Source organism: Qipengyuania vesicularis, assembly GCF_019711415.1.
In the GTDB taxonomy this organism is placed as follows: domain Bacteria; phylum Pseudomonadota; class Alphaproteobacteria; order Sphingomonadales; family Sphingomonadaceae; genus Qipengyuania; species Qipengyuania vesicularis.
On sequence record NZ_JAIGNJ010000003.1, the window covers coordinates 404,822 to 423,121 of the forward strand.

General features: G+C 62.2%; 16 protein-coding genes and 1 tRNA gene. 8 read left to right on the forward strand and 9 right to left on the reverse strand.

Annotated elements, in window-relative coordinates:
• Positions 1–18: 18 nt before the first annotated feature.
• Positions 19–1,245 carry an NAD(P)/FAD-dependent oxidoreductase gene (locus tag K3146_RS10780; RefSeq protein ID WP_221546287.1) on the forward strand — a complete coding sequence of 409 codons (1,227 nt, stop codon included), beginning with the start codon at positions 19–21 and terminating at the stop codon, positions 1,243–1,245.
• On the opposite strand, the gene queG is transcribed toward K3146_RS10780, so the two are convergent.
• Complete coding sequence (gene queG / locus K3146_RS10785) at positions 1,229–2,290, reverse strand: tRNA epoxyqueuosine(34) reductase QueG (protein ID WP_221546288.1); 1,062 nt, start codon at positions 2,288–2,290, stop codon at positions 1,229–1,231. The two genes, K3146_RS10780 and queG, sit on opposite strands and share 17 nt — an antisense overlap.
• A gap of 68 nt (positions 2,291–2,358) precedes the next feature.
• Here queG and K3146_RS10790 point away from each other — a divergent pair, with 68 nt between their 5' ends.
• The 4 genes from K3146_RS10790 to msrB all read left to right on the forward strand — a co-directional run bounded on the left by K3146_RS10790 (position 2,359) and on the right by msrB (position 6,563).
• Positions 2,359–3,327, forward strand: coding sequence for an ABC transporter ATP-binding protein (locus tag K3146_RS10790; RefSeq protein WP_221546289.1), 969 nt, complete (start codon positions 2,359–2,361; stop codon positions 3,325–3,327).
• Positions 3,324–4,562: an ABC transporter permease gene (locus K3146_RS10795; protein WP_221546290.1), complete on the forward strand. Its 1,239-nt coding sequence runs from the start codon at positions 3,324–3,326 to the stop codon at positions 4,560–4,562. Before K3146_RS10790 ends, K3146_RS10795 begins: the two co-directional genes overlap by 4 nt.
• A gap of 109 nt (positions 4,563–4,671) precedes the next feature.
• Positions 4,672–6,012, forward strand: a complete 1,341-nt coding sequence (locus K3146_RS10800) for a cytochrome P450 (protein ID WP_221546291.1) — start codon at positions 4,672–4,674, stop codon at positions 6,010–6,012.
• 56 nt (positions 6,013–6,068) lie between these two features.
• Entirely contained in the window at positions 6,069–6,563 is a 495-nt protein-coding gene (gene msrB, locus K3146_RS10805) for a peptide-methionine (R)-S-oxide reductase MsrB (RefSeq protein WP_221546292.1), read from the forward strand.
• On the opposite strand, the gene K3146_RS10810 is transcribed toward msrB, so the two are convergent.
• The 8 genes from K3146_RS10810 to K3146_RS10845 form a co-directional block, all read right to left on the reverse strand.
• Positions 6,560–8,320 carry a hypothetical protein gene (locus K3146_RS10810; protein ID WP_221546293.1) on the reverse strand — a complete coding sequence of 587 codons (1,761 nt, stop codon included), beginning with the start codon at positions 8,318–8,320 and terminating at the stop codon, positions 6,560–6,562. The genes msrB and K3146_RS10810 overlap by 4 nt on opposite strands.
• A 1-nt stretch (position 8,321) precedes the next feature.
• The gene (locus tag K3146_RS10815) at positions 8,322–8,765 is read right to left on the reverse strand and encodes a GtrA family protein (RefSeq protein ID WP_247711198.1); all 444 of its coding nucleotides are present in this window, start codon (positions 8,763–8,765) and stop codon (positions 8,322–8,324) included.
• Positions 8,749–10,224: a sulfatase-like hydrolase/transferase gene (locus K3146_RS10820; RefSeq protein ID WP_221546294.1), complete on the reverse strand. Its 1,476-nt coding sequence runs from the start codon at positions 10,222–10,224 to the stop codon at positions 8,749–8,751. The genes K3146_RS10815 and K3146_RS10820 overlap by 17 nt, the downstream gene beginning before the upstream one ends.
• Positions 10,224–11,804, reverse strand: coding sequence for an NAD(P)/FAD-dependent oxidoreductase (locus K3146_RS10825; protein ID WP_221546295.1), 1,581 nt, complete (start codon positions 11,802–11,804; stop codon positions 10,224–10,226). The genes K3146_RS10820 and K3146_RS10825 overlap by 1 nt, the downstream gene beginning before the upstream one ends.
• Positions 11,805–11,906: 102 nt before the next feature.
• Complete coding sequence (locus K3146_RS10830) at positions 11,907–12,554, reverse strand: PilZ domain-containing protein (protein WP_247711199.1); 648 nt, start codon at positions 12,552–12,554, stop codon at positions 11,907–11,909.
• A gap of 174 nt (positions 12,555–12,728) precedes the next feature.
• Positions 12,729–12,813 (reverse strand) — tRNA-Leu (locus tag K3146_RS10835).
• A 69-nt stretch (positions 12,814–12,882) separates the two neighbouring features.
• On the reverse strand, positions 12,883–13,164 hold the full coding sequence (locus tag K3146_RS10840) for an integration host factor subunit beta (RefSeq protein WP_221546296.1): 282 nt from the start codon (positions 13,162–13,164) through the stop codon (positions 12,883–12,885).
• 161 nt (positions 13,165–13,325) lie between these two features.
• The gene (locus tag K3146_RS10845; RefSeq protein WP_221546297.1) at positions 13,326–13,667 is read right to left on the reverse strand and encodes a GntR family transcriptional regulator; all 342 of its coding nucleotides are present in this window, start codon (positions 13,665–13,667) and stop codon (positions 13,326–13,328) included.
• Positions 13,668–13,869: 202 nt separating this feature from the next.
• Between K3146_RS10845 and K3146_RS10850 the strand changes: the two genes are divergently transcribed.
• From K3146_RS10850 to K3146_RS10860, 3 genes are all read left to right on the forward strand, one after another.
• Positions 13,870–15,489 carry a peptide MFS transporter gene (locus tag K3146_RS10850; protein ID WP_221546298.1) on the forward strand — a complete coding sequence of 540 codons (1,620 nt, stop codon included), beginning with the start codon at positions 13,870–13,872 and terminating at the stop codon, positions 15,487–15,489.
• Between the two features lie 107 nt (positions 15,490–15,596).
• Complete coding sequence (locus K3146_RS10855; RefSeq protein ID WP_221546299.1) at positions 15,597–16,982, forward strand: amidohydrolase; 1,386 nt, start codon at positions 15,597–15,599, stop codon at positions 16,980–16,982.
• Positions 16,979–18,265: an amidohydrolase family protein gene (locus tag K3146_RS10860; RefSeq protein WP_221546300.1), complete on the forward strand. Its 1,287-nt coding sequence runs from the start codon at positions 16,979–16,981 to the stop codon at positions 18,263–18,265. Before K3146_RS10855 ends, K3146_RS10860 begins: the two co-directional genes overlap by 4 nt.
• The last annotated feature ends 35 nt before the right edge of the window (positions 18,266–18,300 follow it).

Sequence of the window (18,300 nt, forward strand, 5' to 3'; positions counted from 1 at the left end):
ACGCCAGCGCTTGCGTTCATGGAGCATTATGACGTCGTCATCGTGGGGTCGGGTCATGGCGGTGCGCAGGCTGCGATAGCTTTGCGCCAAGCAGGCCATGAGGAGCCGATCCTCATGGTCAGTCGCGATCGCAACCCGCCCTACGAGCGTCCGCCACTGTCCAAGGAATATCTCGCCGGGGACAAGCCTTTCGAGAAAATCCTCATCCGCCCCGAGCAGTTCTGGGCGGACCGCAATGTCACGCTGCGCCTCGGGGCGAATGTCAATGAAGTCGACTGGATGAGGCATGTCCTGTCGCTCTCGGACGACAGTTCGATCACATACCGCAAGCTCATCTGGGCTGGCGGCGGCGATGCCCGCAGGCTGGGTTGTCCTGGCGCAGAACTGGCGGGGATCCACACAATCCGCTCGCGACGCGACACCGACGCACTGAGGGACGAACTCGCTGCAGGCAACCGCCGCGCGGTGGTGATCGGTGCCGGCTATATCGGCCTCGAGGCAGCGGCCGTATTGCGCAAGATGGACTGCGCCGTAACCGTGGTCGAGATGCAGGATCGCGTGCTCGCCCGCGTCGCCGGGCCGGAGATCAGCGAGTTCTACGCTGCGGAACACCGCGCGCATGGCGTCGACATCAGGCTCGAAACCGGTGTGGACCGGATCGAGGGCGATGGGGAGAAGGTGACGGGTGTGACGCTGACGACCGGCGAGACCATCGCCTGCGAAATCGTCATCGTCGGAATTGGCATCGTGCCTTCGGTCGGCCCGCTGATCGCCGCCGGTGCGGCAGGCAGCAACGGTGTGGATGTCGATACCTTTTGCCGCACCTCGCTCGACGATATCTATGCGATCGGTGACTGTGCGGCGCACCCCAATCCCCATGCAGGCAATGCCGTGATCCGTCTGGAATCGGTGCAGAACGCGAATGACATGGCGACCGTCGCCGCCAAGGCGATCATGGGCGACAAGCAGGATTACGATGCCGTGCCGTGGTTCTGGTCGAACCAGTATGACCTCCGGCTCCAGACGGTGGGCATTTCGACCGGCCATGATGCGACCGTGCTGCGCGGCAACCCGGCGGAGCGCAAGTTCAGCCTGATTTATCTCAAGGAGGGCGAGGTCATCGCGCTCGATTGCGTCAACAACACGCGCGATTACGCGCAGGGGCGCAAGCTGGTGTTGAACCGGGCGGAGATCGATCCGGCACTGCTGGCCGATACCGAGGTCGCGCTCAAGGAGATGGGTTGAGGCGCATCGCTGCCCAGTCGGCGGCTTCAGCCACGGCGGGATCGGGATCGCTTCTCAGTACTTCGACCTGCGCGGCCAATTCGCCATTCCCGCTATTGCCCGCGGCATAGAGGCAATTGCGCACAAAGCGATCGCGTCCGACCCGCTTTATCGGTGAGCCGGAGAAGAACTTGCGGAAACCTGCATCGTCGAAAGCCAGGAATTCGGCCAGGCGCGGGGCCGCCAGTTCTTCGCGCGGCGCCAGTTTCAGATGACGGTGGGCAGTGTCCGCAAACTTGTTCCACGGACATACCGCCAGGCAATCGTCGCAGCCATAGATCCGATTACTCAGCGCCTCGCGAAACTGCTCCGGAATCGGTCCCTTATGCTCGATCGTGAGGTAGGAAATGCAGCGCCGCGCATCGAGCTGGTAGGGCGCGGGAAAGGCTGCAGTAGGGCAAGCGTCCTGGCAGGCACGACACGACCCGCAGCGATCCCTGCCCGCATTATCGGGCGCAAATTCGAGCGTCGAATAGATCGCACCGAGGAACAGCCAGCTTCCGTGATCGCGGCTGACCAGGTTGGTGTGCTTGCCCTGCCAGCCGATACCTGCCGCCTCGCCCAGCGGCTTCTCCATCACCGGCGCCGTGTCGACGAAGACCTTGAGTTCGCTGTCCGGCTCGCGCTCGATGAGCCAGCGGGCGAGCGCCTTCAGCGCCTTTTTCACCACATCGTGATAATCGCGCCCCTGCGCATAGACTGAGATCCTCGCCCTTTCGTCATCACCCTCCAGCGCCAGCGGATCGACATCGGGCGCGTAACTCATGCCGAGCGCGATCACGCTCCTGGCTTCGGGCCATAGGCCTTGCGGGCTGGCGCGCTGGACTTTGCGGCTCTCCATCCACTCCATCGAACCATGGTGTCCGGCGCCGAGCCATTTCTCGAAGCGCCCCGTGCGCAGCGGGTCCTCGCCTGCATCGGCAAAGCCGCACGCCACGAAGCCGAGGCTACGAGCCTCGCGCCTCAGGTCCTGTTGCAGGGTGTCGAGTGACGCCGATTTAACCAAACTTGCTGTTGCTCCCGTTCATATCGCGCGGCTAACTCGCTGGCTCCTTAGGGGAGCCGGATACCGCGATGTCGCGAAACGACGATCAATACAAGAATGGCCTTGCCATCGAAGCCCGCGGCCTCGTGAAAAGGTTCGACGACACGCTCGCGGTCGACGGGGTCGACATCAGCGTGCCTGAGGGGGCGATTTACGGCATCCTCGGTCCCAATGGCGCGGGAAAGACGACGACCCTGCGCATGCTGCTTGGCATCATCGATCCGGACGAAGGCGTACGCCGTGTTTTTGGCCATGACCGGCCCCACGAGATCGCCAAGTGGATCGGCTACCTGCCTGAAGAGCGCGGCCTCTACCCGGCGATGAAATGCGATGATGCGATCGCCTTCATGGGAGCGCTGCGCGGCCTGCCGCTCGACGAAGGGAAGAGACGCGGACGCGAACTGCTTGAGAACCATGGGCTGGGCCACGCGGTCGACCGCCAGATCCGCCAATTGTCGAAGGGCATGGCGCAGACCGTGCAGTTGCTCGGCACGCTGGTCCACCGACCGCGGCTGGTGGTGTTCGACGAGCCCTTCAGCGGCCTCGATGCGATCAACCAGGGCAAGCTCGAAGTGATGATCCGCGACCTTGCGCGCGAGGGTACGACCGTGATCTTTTCCACCCACGTGATCCACCATGCCGAGCGGCTGTGCAACGATGTCGCGATCATCGCCGGGGGCCGGGTGCCCTATGCCGGATCGGTCGATGCGGCGCGCGACCGGATCCCGGCGCAGGTCCGGCTCGAGACCCGCAACGAGGGCGGCGAATGGCGCAGCGCGCTCCCTGCCGATGCCCGTCATGATGCGAAGGCTGCTGACAGCCACTTCTGGTATTTCCCGATCCCCGAGGGCGGGATCGAGGCGCTGCTCAAGCGGCTGATCGACGGCAAGGCCGGCATCCTCTCGCTCTCGATCGAGCGAGCAGGGCTCCACGATGCCTTCGTCGAAATTGCCGGCGAAGCTGCCGCACGGGCGCTTGAAGAGGAGAACGAGGCATGAGCCACGAACACGAAGCCTCGCGCCTTTCCTTCTTCGAGGCCGCCTGGGTGGTCGCACGCCGCGACTTCAAGGCGATCCTGTTCAGCAGGGCCTTCTTCTTCTTCCTGCTCGGGCCTCTGTTCCCGATCGTCGTCGGCGCGCTGGCCGGTGGCATCGGCGGACAGGTGCAGCGCGAGGCGGTCGTCAACACGGTCGCGCTTGCCATGTCCGACGAAGACAACGCCGCTCTCGTCGCGGCAGGCGAAGCGGCCAAGGACACTATCGGTGGATTGCCGCGTGTTGCAGTGATCGATAGCGAAGAACGCGAGTCGGAAGGACTGACGCCCGAGAGCTTGCTCGATACCTCCGAATTCGCAGTGGTTGTCACGGGCAGTCTGGTCAGCCCCGTCATCACCGGGACCCCAGCCCAGATTTCGCGGTGGGACGGGCCGGTTGCCCTCCTTTCGGCGATGGCAAGCGGCACCGCTCCTTCGGCCTTTCCCGAGATCACCGAGCGTCCGCTTGCGACAACGGCGGCAGCGGCGAAATCGGACCGCATCCGAACGGCACAGGCGGGCCAGCTCCTGCTGTTCCTCCTCATGATGCTGCTGGCGGGCATGGTGCTGTCGAACCTGGTCGAGGAAAAGGCGAACAAGGTAATCGAAGTGCTTGCCGCTGCGATCCCGATGGACTCGGTCTTCTTCGGCAAGCTCTTCGCGATGCTCGGCGTGAGCTTCGTGGGAATTGCCGTCTGGGCCCTCTTCGGAGGAGCCATCGGCGCGCTCGCCGGAAGCGCCATGCCTTCGCTGCCCGAGCCTGCACTGGGATGGCCGCTCTTCGTCCTGCTCGGCATAACCTACTTTGCGATGGGCTACCTCCTGCTCGGCTCGCTCTTCCTGACGATCGGCGGCATGGCGACCACCGTGCGCGAGGTGCAGACGCTGTCCATGCCCGTTACCATGGCGCAGTTACTGGTGTTTTTCCTTGCCGCTTTCGCAATGACCAACCCGGGATCGCCGCTGGAACTCTTCGCTGCGATCTTCCCGCTCTCTTCGCCCTTCGCCATGCTGGCACGGGCGGCGCAATCGCCCGACCTGCTGCCGCACCTGCTGGCGCTGGCATGGCAGGTCCTGTGCGTTGCGATCTTCATCAAGGCGGGGGCCACGCTGTTCCGGCGGCGGGTGATGAAGTCCGGCAAGGGCGGCCGCGGCACCAAGGGCCGGATTGCGGGAACCTTGCCCGGTGGATCGGCCTGAGGTCGCTTGCGTGCAATCCCTGCTGACTGAGCCCAGTTAGGTTCGTTTTTGCAACGCACTATTGACACACCTGTCAGTTAGGGCAGGATGTAGGGGAGAGGAGAATCCCATGGCCACTATCGCCCCGCAAAGGCCCGAATGCCGGACGTCGCCCACTGCGTATGAGGCGCTCAAGCAGCATTTCGCCGAGCATCCCGAGGAGCGATTGAGCCATCCGCACAAGTGGGACGTCAGCCGCAGCGACATCTATTACGAAAACACCTGGCAGCCGATCTTCAAGGAGATGCGCGAAGCCGGGCCGCTCCACTACATCCCGGAAAGCCCGTTCGGGCCCTACTGGGCGGTGGTCCAGCATAAGGCGATCCAGCACATCGAGGCGCTGCCCGAGACCTTCTCCTCAAGCTGGGAACATGGGGGCATCACCATCCTCAACCGGCTGACCGAAGAAGAGCTGGCCGCAAGCAATGTTGGCGACCGGCGCGAATTGCCGATGTTCATCGCCATGGACCGGCCGCAGCACACGGGCCAGCGGCGCACCGTGGCGCCCAAATTTACCCCCAGCGGCATGGCAGAGATGGAAGGCGAGATTCGCCAGCGCACGGGAGAGCTTCTCGATTCGCTGCCGCGCGGCGAAGTATTCGACTGGGTCGACAAGGTTTCGATTGAGCTGACCACCGGAATGCTTGCCATCCTCTTCGGTTTCCCGTGGGAAGATCGCCGCCTGCTAACCTTCTGGTCTGACTGGTCGGGCGATACCGAGCTCGCCAGCGTCCGCTCGCTGGACGAGATGCGCTGGGGATTCCTCCATGAGATGGCCGCCTATTTCCAGTCGCTGTGGGTCGAACGCACCCATGACAAGGAGCCGGGCGACGATCTCATTTCGATGATGATCCATTCCGAGGCGATGAACCAGATGCGCCCGGAGGAATTCATGGGCAATCTGGTGCTGCTGATCGTGGGCGGCAACGACACCACCCGCAATTCGATGAGCGGGATCATCTACCAGCTCGACAAGAATCCCGACCAGCGCAAGCTGTTCGAGCAGCAGCCCGATCTCATTCCCAATGCCGTGCAGGAGATCCTGCGCATGCAGACGCCTCTTGCGCATATGCGCCGCACCTGCACCGAGGATACCGAGGTCTTCGGACAGCAGATCAAGAAGGGCGACAAGGTCGTGCTTTGGTATCTCAGCGCCAACCGCGACGAGCAGGTGTTCGAGAACCCCGACAAGCTCGACATCACGCGCGAGAACGCCCGTCGCCATATTGCGTTTGGCTACGGCATCCACCGCTGCGTCGGAGCACGGCTCGCCGAATTGCAGCTGCGGGTGTTGCTCGAGGAACTGCACAAGCGCCGCATGCGCGTACATGTCGCAGGCGATATCGAACGCGTCCGGGCAAACTTCGTCCACGGATTCCGCAAGCTCGAGGTCGAAATCACGGAGTTCTGAGGTAACCTTTCGGTCGTTTCGAACGTATTCATGGGCACAAGCCTATGGAGCATGAGATGCAGACGACTGATCGGAACCGCCGCGCCTTTCTTGGCCTGCTGGGATCGGGTGTTGCCGCCACCACGCTCGCCGCCTGTGGTTCGAGCGAGGTGCAGGCAAAGGACTACCCGGTTTCGTTCAGCGAGGCGCAATGGCGCAAGAAGCTCACCAGGAGCGAATTCTACGTCCTGCGCGAAGCCGGGACCGAGCGCCCCTATACCTCGCCGCTCAATGACGAGAAGCGCGTCGGCACATTCGTCTGTGCCGGCTGTGCGAACGAGCTCTACAGCTCGAAGACCAAGTATGATTCGGGCACCGGCTGGCCCAGTTTCTGGAAGGCCCTGCCAGGTGCGGTGGGCACCAGCACCGACTACAAGATCGGCTATCCGCGCACCGAGGTGCACTGCGCCGATTGCGGAGGGCACCTCGGGCACATCTTCTCCGATGGCCCAAAGCCGACCGGCAAGCGCCATTGCATCAATGGCGTGGCAATGGACTTCGTCCTGGCCTAGTCGGCAATGCGGTAGACTGCGAGCTGCGGCGGGCCGCCAAGCTCGACGCGCTCGAGCCAATCCGGCGCTTCTCCTCCGCGCAAGCGAGCTGCGAGACCATCTGGCGCGACATTCGCGTAGAGCTGGATTTCGGTCATCTCGGTGCACAGGGCGAGGTAATCGGCCCCACTGCCGGATAGCAAAACGCGCGCCTCATCGGGCGATGCCAGGAATGTCCGAATGACTTCGGCCATCGCTTCATTGGCGCGGTGATGGCCGGTGGCTACGACCGCATGATCTGTCTCGAGCAGGATGGCTGGCCCGAGATCCAGCGGAGCCATTACCGTACCCTGCTCCAACCCGCCCAGCAGAGGCGCATTGGCATAGACGTCGCAGGCGCCGCTCGCGACTCCTTCCACCGCCGCAGGTTCGGGGGGGAGGATGGCACGCGCTGCCAGTACCAGCGTCATCGGCGCCAACAGTAGTATGATCGCAATCGCATTCCCGATCGCCGCCAAAGGGGCGCCTTGCTGCCGAATGCGCGCGAGCAGGCTCGACGTGAGCCATCCCAGCGGGATTGCCGCAATGATCGAGGCGAACGCCAGTGAGCGCGCGACCAGCATTCCGAGCGCCACCGAGGCGACCAGCAGGAACAGATACTCGGCCCACCAGGCGCGCAGCCACAGGTCCGAGCGCATGTAGAGCGCAGCGGCCGCCCCCATCGCCGCCAGCATCTGCAGCAGCGCAGGCACATAGACCGACGGGGCCTGCTTCCACAGCGGCTGGCCCTCGAACACCAGCCGGTACCAGTATTCCTCCACTAGCGGATCGAGCGTGGCAAAGGGCGTTGCGATGCAGGTGGGCGAAAGCAGCGCATAGGCTGAGAAGGCCGCGCCCCCGACCAGTGCGAAGAGCAGGAGCATTCCGAACCCGCGCAGGCGCGTGAGCTGTGCGATGAGGGTGGTCCCGAGTCCTGCAACAAGGAAAAACGCCACATGCGCGGGCGAAACGGCATCGCAATAGGCCGTCAACGAAGTTCCGCGTGTTGCGAGGTAGAGCCCCGCAAGCCCGAGCGAGAGCGCCTGCATATATGCAGCCAACCAGCCGCGTTGCTTGTGATCGAACCACCATCTTGCGAACAGCACGAGCGCGAAGGCGGCTGCCATGGGCAGGATCTCGAGCGAGATCGAAAGGCCGGTCGCCATGGCAAGTCCTGCCGTCCAGCCGTTGATCCGCGCATTGCGGCGGCTGATTGCCCACAGCGTGATCGCGACCATCGCCACCTGCCAACCATGGTGGTCGATCCGCATGGGCTGGAACTGGAACAGCAAGGCCGGAAGGAACCCGCAGGCGAGCACCGAGATGATTGCCACGCGTACGCCGAGCAGTCGCCATGCCAGGCTCCCGATGGCGAAGGCGGACACCATGAAGGTCGCAAAGGGAATGAAAACGAGGGCGAATTTCTCCGCGCCCGGCTGGCCAAGCAGAGGGGTGAATGCCGCGATCAAGAGCGCGATCGGAATATCGACGACACGGGTCCAATGCATTGCCGTGCCCGATGGAGGATCGATGCGGTATTGCGTCACGTCGAACCAGCCCTGGCCGGCCAGCAGGTCACGGACCTGTACCAGCCGCAGGACATCATCGGGATCGGGGAATTTGCCCGTGAGCAGGCGACTTGCTGCGGTCACCAGCATGATGGCGCAGACAGCCAGCGAGGCGAGCAAAATTTGGCGCGCGGGGAATTCCCCCTGCCGCAGTCGACGGTCCGCGTTCATGTCAGTCGATGTGGCGGAAAACCACCTTGCTGCGCAAGAGCCAGGTCGCGGTAAAGCTCACCCCGATCGCAGCCAGCTTGGCGATGCGCGGATCGAGCCCGGCCATGTCCCCCGCGCCAACGATCAGCGTCGTCAGCGCGAGACCGACGAGGGCCGAACCCACGAAGAGCGCCTTCTGGCGTGTACGCTGCGGCCCGCGAGCCGCTACCGTGTCGGTGAAGACCGCGCGGCTCGACAGAAGCCAGTGGGTCACGATCCCCACGCTGTAGCCAACGGCCGACGCCGGGGCTGCGGCGACCTGCAGCGAAAGCAGGAGCAGGAAGGAACCCATGTCGACTGCCAGCGCCGCAACGCTGGCGAAGCCGTAGCGCGTCAGGCGGACGAGGTCGAAGCGCTGGAGGATGGCAGCCGGTCGCAGCATCGCAGGCTCAGCCGGCCTTGCCATCAGTGCCACCTTCCGCCTCGACGAAGGACTCCGTGGCAACTCGCTCAGCCGCACTGCCCTTCCACTTCAGCAGCAGGTAAGGCACTTTGTCGGGCGCGAACTGGCTGCGGTGATGGCGGTCGTAATATGGCGGCATGTGGTCGCCCACGATGAGGATATCGGCTTCGGGGAAGTCGCTCGCCGTGATCTCCTTGATGATCGCGTCGTCCATCTGGTTCCACAGCGCGAACTGGCGGCAAATCATCGGGAAGTCGGCGGCGAGAACGGCGGAGTGCGTTTCGCAATTGTCGACCTCGAGATTCATACCCGGCGGCACGGGAAGGTGCGAATTGACGGTCAGCCAGTAGAGGAATTGCGGCTTGTCGGCGGCTTTCAGATCCTGTGCAATCAGCGCAGGCACATCGCGGTCGCAAGCGCCAGGAAATACCCCGCCGCATTCAAGCGTGCCACGTGCCAGAAGATCCTCGGCAAATTGCTGTTTCTGGAATCCGATGTTGGGGTACCAGGTGGCGCGATCGAAGAACGCCCCGGTAAAGCTGTGATAGGCGCGCGTCTCATAGCCCGCTTCGGCAAGGCGCGCCGGGAGACAGCCCGTATCGGCCTGTTCGAGCACTTCGTAATAGTCACCCCAGCGCCCGCACAGTTCGCGAATTTCGGCTGCGGTAGTGGAGTTGAAATAAGTGGTGTTGCCCGAGCTTACCTCGAACCGCTCGGCAATTGCAGGCGTGTTGTAGCGCGCGAATAGCAGGCGATCCATTTCGGCATTGCCAACTGGCGTGCCCAGCGATTCGACCATGATCAGGATCAGGTTGCGCTTGGGCTCTCCGGCAGCCGGAACGGCAGCGAACTGGGTCATGTCGTTCGCCGAAACGAAAGGCGTGCCTTCCACGGCCGCACGCTTGTAGTGGCCGCGCATGCCCTTGCCCATCAGGCCATCGACCTTGGCCAGCGTCATCGTGGCAAGGATCGCCAAAAGCACCAGACGAATGTCGTTGTAAGCCTGCGGACGGCGCATTAGCCACATGGCCAGGGCACACAGACCCACGAGCAGACCAGCCCCGACGATATACTCCACCGAATTGGCCGGATTGATCTCTAGGAAAAACTTGATCGAATGGAGCAACGATCCGAGCGCGAGGTTGAACAGCCCCGCGATAAAGCCGAGGATCGAGTAGATCATCGCCCCCACGAAGGCGACGCACTGGACCCAGACGGGCATTCGGCGCACGATCAGGCCGATAGCGCCTGCAGCATAGATCTCGGGGCGGCGCGGTGGCGCACCGACCAGCCACATGGTGGCAAAGCCGATATTGGCAAGCACGATCCAGATCAGCAGCCAGTTGAGGAACTGCTTCCATTCAGCAGGCTCGAACGGGCGGAAGAGCTTCTTGAAACCCTTCAGCTCGGCCGTCTGTTCGGGCGCTTCGGGTGCGCCCGGCGAAAGAGGAATGCTAGCCATTATGCTGCCTCCTTGCCTTCGTCCTCGCTCTCGATGCGAGTCGGGACTTCCCGGACCGAATTGAGCGCGGCGGCCTGATCTTCGGTCAGCTGGCGATTGGGGATTGAGGCTTCGGCGCCTTCATCGCCCGCCTCGTGGTATTCAGCATCCTCGTTGACGCACCACGTGTCGTAGACGCGCTTGCCGGCGACGATGTTCTCCACCGTCAGCATGGCGGTCATCATGGCGTGATCCTGGTTGTTGTAGCGGTGCATGCCATTGCGGCCGACGAGGTGCAGCGTCGGGTGCTTTTCCTCGAGCTCGATGCGCATGGCATCGACATTGGCGGCATAGTCCTCGTCATAGACGGGATAGGCCTTTTCCTGGCGGACCACCGCGCCCGACTTGACCTTCTTGCGGTCGACCAGGCCGAGGATTTCCATTTCGTCGGTGGCGAGCTTGACGAGATCGTCGTCTTCCATCGACCAGAGGCCATCGCCTTCGAAGCAGAAATATTCGAGGCCGACGCAGGCCATGTCTTCGTCGGGGATCAATTCCGGCGACCAGCTGCGGAAGTTCTGCACGCGGCCGACCTTCACCTTGCTGTCGTGGATATAGATCCAGTTGTCGGGGAAGAGATCTTCGCCTTCGACCATCAGCGCGACGGTGAGGAAGTCGCGGTACTTGAGGTCGCTTGCCTGCAGCGTCGAGGCCGGCAGCGGGTGGAGGCGCTTCGACAGCTCGCGCATGGGTGCGCTGCTAATCGCGTGCGCGGCTTCGACGATCACTTCGCCGTCCTTGCCTGCTGCACTCATGCGCCAACTGCCGTCGGCCTGCGCGGAAAGCTGCTTCAGGCCGTGGCCCATGATGACATGACCCTTGCCGGTCGCGAGAATCTTGTCGCGCGCCGCATCCCACATCATGCCCGGGCCAAGGCGCGGGTAACGGAAGGTTTCGAGCAGGGTCTTCACTTCCTGCCCATCGTTCGGCTTCTTGTTGAGGCCGAGGCTGCGCTTCAGGCCATCGACCACCGCACCCCAGAGCGAGAGGCCCTTGATGCGCTGGGCGGCCCAGTCGGCGCTCATCTCGTCACACGGCATGCCCCACACCTTCTCGGTATAGGTCTTGAAGAAGATCGAATAGAGCTTGTGACCGAACTGGTTGGTGGTCCAGTCCTCGAAGCTCTTCACATGCCTTTTGGGGAAGAGCTTGTACTGGAGGTAGCTCGCCATACAGACTGTCGAGCGCAGGATGCCGAGGTTCCAAAGCGCTTCGAAGGCGCGCAGCGGGTAACTGTAGAACTTGCCCTCGTAATAGATGCGGCTCATGCGCGGGCGCTGGATGAAATCGTCCTCGCCGAGGATCTCGTTCCACAGGTCGACGACCTGCTGGCTCTTCGAGAAGAAGCGGTGCCCGCCGATGTCGAAGCGGTAGCCCTCGTGCTCGACCGTGCGGCTGATGCCGCCGACATAGGTCTCGTCCTTTTCGATGATGGCGACCGTCTTGCCCTGCTTGGTCAGCAGGTAACCCGCCGTAAGCCCAGCCGGCCCCGCGCCGATGATGGCGACGTCGACCTTGAGCGGATTGCCCTTCGAAACCATGAATACCCCCGAGTTCTCTTGTCTCACGGGGAGTGAAGGAAAATGGTTAGGAGGTGGTTAACGCGGCGATCATTCAAGCGTTTAGAAGCGAGAAAAACCGTGTCAGGCCGCGTCCGACACATCCTCGAGCAGTGCCGGACACTGGACGGATGCCGCCATCAGAGCGAATTCGCGTAGCGAGAAGGTGTCCTCGAACACCAGTCCGTAATTCGCATCCTTGCGCCAGCGAACCTTGGCACGCGTTTCGGGAAAGCTGGTCGAAACGACGCGCAGGCTCTGGTCGATCGCGAAGGCCGCATCGCATTCGACACGCGCGCCCTGCTGCGACAAGTTCACGGTCTTAGCGTCGCCGCTTGCCGTGAGCGAGGAAAGGGTCAGCGGAATCTCGATATTGAGGCGCAATTGGCGTTTCGGAAAATTCCAGCTTTCGTGGATTAGCCGCTCGACCGTGACCGGGCGATCGAAGCGGTAGCTCGCCTCGCGCCCTTCGCGGCGGGTCTCGACCAGCTCGTAGGATTCGCCGTTCTGAAGTTCCAGGCCGAGTGTGGTCTCGTCCGGCAGTGCGTGGAAGGTACGGAGAGAAATCCCGGTCGAGGAGACATCGCGAATAACGCAGATGAACTCGCCATGCGCGGACACCAGCTTGGCAGCCCTGATCAGGGAGGTGTATCGCGCCGCTCCGCGCCGTTCACCAACATCGATCACCGGCTCTGAATCGCTGCCGAAACCTGCGGAATAATCCATCGTCATTCATACCCCTGGAGTTCGCGGAGGGCTGCACCCCTCACGGCGGAACTCTTGGACCAGTGCCCCTGTGGACTCCTCTAGTATCGACCTACGGGTTAATACGAAGATAAGATGGGGCACGCGACTGTCAGCGCGTCCGACAGTCGCCGGGCGAATGCACTCAAATCGCATGGATCATGGTGCGGGTGGTGGGACTCGAACCCACACGTCCAAAGGACAGGGGATTTTAAGTCCCCGGCGTCTACCATTCCGCCACACCCGCCAACCGGCGAGCCGCGTGCCTAATGCGAAGATGTCATGGCTGCAATTGCGAAGCTGGCAGGTTGAGGGATCAACCCTCGTTCAGGCGTTCGCGAATTTCCTTGCCCGGCTTGAAATAGGGCACGCGCTTGGCGGGAACGTCGACGACCTCGCCCGTGCGCGGGTTGCGGCCCTGCCGGGCCTGCCGTTCACGGGTCGAGAATGCTCCGAAACCGCGCAATTCGACCCGACCGCCCTCGGCCAATCGCTCGGCAATTTCCTCGAAGAAGATATCGACGACCTGCTCAACCTCTTCGGCCCTGAGTTCGGGATTGTCGTCCGCGATGGCGGCGAGAAGTTCGGATCGGATCATTGCGCTCTCTCCCGATCGCCATACGACGATCGCAAATGCCTGTTCGTGCGACCCCAGCCAGCCCGTGGTTGGACGGTGCTGAAGTACCTCAAATGGCAGAATTCTGCGGTTCTCTCAAGGCAACAATTGTTAACGCGGGACGGTTCCGCGTCGGGAGAGGCTCAGGCGTCGGCGAGCAATTCGGCGGGTGCGATGCCAAGCCGCTGTATCCGCTCGCGAATTTCCGGCCATTCCTCGCTGAGGAACGCCTTCCGTTCGCGTTCGCGAAGAGTCGCCGCAGCGCCATCTGCCACGTACATTCCGACGCCGCGCTGGACTTCGACCAAGCCATCGTTCTGAAATTGCTGGTAGGCTTTCGCGACTGTGAGCGGATTGGCGCCCTGTTCCGCCGCAAGCGCGCGGACCGACGGCAACATCTCGCCTTCCTTGTACCGGCCGTCGATGATCGCAGCGGCGATCTGGTCGCGCAGCTTGAGGTAGACGGGCTTGGACTGGTTGCTCATGGAGAATCCCCGAAAGTCGTAGAGTGCTTCAGTGCCATAATACAGCGCGGCGCGCAAGGTTCCCGGGACAGCGGCATTCACCGCAGCGCAATGTGGTCGCGAGTGTAACTAATGCTTCACTTTGCGCACGAGGCCGCTAGGGTGCGCGGCTTCTACGGCCCGAGAGAATGGCTGACTTATTGGATACGGGGATCGATATTAAATGAAAGACTTCGCACTTTGGGCAGAGGCGGACTGGATCGCTGCAATCGCAGCTACAGTGCTCGGGTTGTTCCTTATTGGTGGCGCCTACGCGGTCACACGCAAGGAGCCAGAGGTCGGCGGTCACCCCAAGGGCCTCTACATGCTTTTCTTCGCCGAGATGTGGGAACGCTTCTCCTATTACGGCATGCGTGCGCTGCTGATATTCTATCTGACGCAGCACTGGCTCTTTAATAGCAGCGCTTCGAATGTCATCTACGGCGCTTACATCAGCCTTGTCTACATTACGCCGGTTCTTGGCGGGTGGCTCGCCGATAATTACATCGGCCAGCGCAAGGCGGTGCTGTACGGCGCGATCCTGCTTACATTCGGGCACTTCCTGATGGCGTTTGAAGGTACCGGCGGTCAAAACGATCCGACGATCAACGTCTTCTGGCTGGCGCTCGCTTTTATCATCGTCGGTTCGGGCTTCCTTAAAGCCAATATCTCGGTGCTCGTCGGTCAGCTTTATCCGCGTACCGATGTACGCCGCGATGGCGCATATACCATTTTCTACATGGGCATTAATGTCGGAGCCGCTGTCGGGGCGATCCTCGCTGGCTACCTCGGCTTTACGCTGGGTTGGGAGTACGGCTTCGGCGCTGCTGGCCTGGGCATGCTGCTCGGCCTCATCGTATTTGTCATTGGCAAGCCGCTGCTAATGGGGAAAGGCGAACCGGCCAAGCCCCTGGCCAAGAACACCGAATTGCTCGTCTATGGCATCGGCATCGTCGGCGTAGCGGTGATGTGGGTATTGATCCAGTATCAGTCGCTTGTTGGCGGCATCATGCTGATTGCTGGTGCGCTTTTGCTTGGTTATGTTCTGATTGAAGCCTTCAAACTCGAGAAGCACCCGCGTGAACGCATTTTCGCGGCCCTCTTCCTGATAGCCTTGCAGCCCCTGTTTTGGGGGCTATTCGAACAAGGTGGCGGTTCGCTCAACTTGTTCACAAACGAGTTTATCGATCTGCAGGGCGTTCCTGCTCCGATCTTCCAGTCGATCAACCCCATATACATCATCTTGCTTGCGCCAATCTTTGCGGGCCTGTGGACTTGGCTTGGCAGGAAGGGCTTAGAACCGTCCACTCCTGCAAAGTTTGGTCTAGGACTCGTTCAGCTCGGCTTTGGCTTCCTCGTCCTGGTTTGGGGCGCGGCTACCGTTGGGATCGATGCGAAGATCCCAGTGATTTTCCTTTTTGGCATCTATCTCTTCCACACCACAGGCGAACTTTGCCTCAGCCCAGTGGGCCTGTCGGCAATGAATCGTCTGTCGCCAAGGCACCTTGCGAGCCTGATCATGGGCGCATGGTTCTTTGCGACCGCAGGCGGTGGGTTCGTCGCCGGGGTCATTGGCGCCGCCACCGGCGGCGAAGATGGAGATATGACACGGCAAGCTGCTCTCGATGTTTATTGGACTATCGGCCTTGTTTCTATTGTCGTCGGAATCTTCGTGGTGTTGATTGCGCGGTTCGTCGCGAAGTATATGCATCTCGACACGCTCAGCGACGATGCGCTCGAAGGCCACGCTGAAGCTGGTCTCGAGGCACAGGAGGCCGGAATCCACCCGACCACCAGGGCCTGATCGAGTTCAAACGATCGTCCGGCAGGTGATGCCGGTCGACCAAATTGGATTGACCGGACGGGCCGGGGCAGCGATGCTCCGGCCCGTTCTTCGTTTGGGGGAGATGCATGAAGAGATTTGCCACGCTTGCGCTGACCGCAAGCCTTGCCGCCTGTGCCACCAATGGTACCGACTCGAGAACGGCGTCTGCCTCCGAGGGTGACTGGTCGGCGCCCAAGGGCCGCGACGGGAGCGAGCCGTTTCCAAGCACCTATCGCCGTTACCCCGGGAGCCCCACCGCCCTGGTCGGTGCGACGATATACGACGGCGCCGGTGGCCGGATCGACAATGGAACCGTGCTGTTCCGCGACGGGGAGGTTGTCGCTATCGGCGACGGATCGCTGTCGACCGAAGGCTACGAACGAGTCGATGCCCGCGGCAAGTTCGTCACCCCCGGCGTGATCGACATCCATTCGCATCTGGGCGATTATCCTACCCCCAGCGTCGCAGCGCATTCGGACGGCAACGAGGCGACCAGTCCCACCACGCCCGAAGTCTGGGCCGAACATTCGATCTGGCCCCAGGATCCGGGTTTTTCGCGGGCGCTCGCGAATGGCGGTGTGACCAGTCTCCAGATCCTGCCCGGCTCGGCCAATCTCATGGGTGGTCGTAGCGCCACATTGAAGAACGTACCGGCCCGCACGGTCCAGGGCATGAAGTTTCCCGGCGCGCCCTATGGCTTCAAGATGGCCTGCGGCGAGAACCCGAAGCGCGTCTATGGCAATCGCAATCGCATGCCTTCCACCCGCATGGGCAATTTCGCCGTCAACCGACAGACTTGGCTGGAGGCCCGCGAATATCTCGAGGACGACGATCGCGATCGCGATCTAGGAATGGAAACGCTGGTCGGAGTGCTCGAGGGCGACATCCTCGTTCACAACCATTGCTACCGCGCCGACGAAATGGCGCTGGTGATGGATATGGCCAAGGAGATGGGATACCGCGTCTCCGCCTTCCACCACGCAGTCGAAGCCTACAAGATCGGCGACCTCCTGCGCGAGAACGGCGTTTGTAGCGCGATCTGGGCGGATTGGTATGGCTTCAAGATGGAAGCCTATGACGGCATTCTCGAAAACGCCGCCTATCTCCAGCGCGAGGGCGCCTGCGTGGTCATCCACTCCGACAGCGACCAGGGCATCCAGCGGCTCAACCAGGAAGCCGCCAAGGCACAGGCCGCAGGGCGCCGCGTGGGTATCGAGATCTCCGACGCAGACGTGATCAGCTGGATCACGCTCAATGCGGCCCGGGCCATGGGCATCGACGAGATGACCGGAAGCCTGGAGCCGGGCAAGATGGCCGATGTCGTGCTCTGGAACGGGGATCCGCTGTCGGTCTATTCGCGACCCGAGAAGGTCTGGATCGATGGTGCGCTCATGTTTGACGCCACGGATCGAAAGCGCAGGCCGGTGAGCGATTTCGAGCTTGGCCAGCCCGGTGAAGGAGATGTGAAATGAAGCGCCTCCTGAAACTCGCCGCAAGCGCGCTTGCGATTTTCGCAGCTCCCGCCGCCGCGCAGGATTTCGCGATCACGGGAGCGACCGTTGCTACTGGCGACGGAAGCGAACCGATTGAGAATGCCACTGTGCTGGTTCGCGGCGGAAAGATCGTCGCCGCCGGCCGCGATATCGCTGTGCCCGCCGATGTGACAGCACTCGATGGAAGCGGAACCTGGATTACGCCGGGGCTCGTGGCTGCGGTCACCGACCTCGGCCTCGTCGACGTGGGCGCGGTTTCACAGAGCAATGACAGGTCGGCGAGCGACTCGCGATACAATGCCGCGCTCGATGTCGCACCCACGATCAACCCTGCCTCACAGCATATCAAGGTCAGTCGCAATCATGGGATCACTCGCGCGGTGGTAGTGCCTAACCAGGGCAACGCCATCTTCGCAGGGCAAGGAGCAATTATCGACCTTGGGGCAGACCTCGATGCAGTGCGTAAGCCTCGCGCACTCCAGATGGTCGATCTGGGGGAGGGAGGCGCACGTCTCGCTGGAGGAAGCCGCGCAGCTGCGCATGTTGAGCTGCACAATGCCCTCGCCGAAGCGATCGCCTATGCGAACAATCGCTGGGATGGATCACGGGCGATGCTGGCGCGTATGGATGCCAAGGCGCTCGGGCCGGTCGTCAGCGGCGAGCAGAAGTTGTTCGTCGAGGTAGAGCGTGCATCGGATATTCTTGCCGTTCTGGAATTGAAGGAAGACTTTCCCAGACTCGATCTTGTTCTGGTCGGGGCGAGCGAGGGCTGGCTGGTCGCCAACGAGATCGCGGCCGCTGGCGTTCCGGTCATCGCCGATGGTCTCGACGACCTGCCCGAACGCTTCGAGGAAATCGCCAGCACACAGTCGAATATCGGCCGGATGGTGAAAGCCGGGGTGAAGGTGGCGATCAATGCCGCTGCGATGGAGAACCCGCGCAACCTCAACCAGTATGCGGGAAATCTCGTCGCGCTGACCCGCATTCCGGGGGCGGACGGTCTCAGCTGGGGGCAGGCTTTCGCGGCGATCAGCTCCATCCCTGCAGAGATTGCCGGAATGGGATCGCAAGCGGGTGTACTCGCCCCTGGAGCGATGGGCGATATCGTGGTGTGGGACGGCGATCCGCTGGAGATCGGCTCCATGCCCGTTCGCGTCTATATCGACGGGGTGGAACAACCACTCGACAATCACCAGAGCAGGCTGCGGGACCGCTACCGCGACCTGGATGAAAGCGATCTGCCCAAGGCCTACGACTGGTAGAAACTAGTGGGCTTGCAAACTAGGTTTCGATTTGC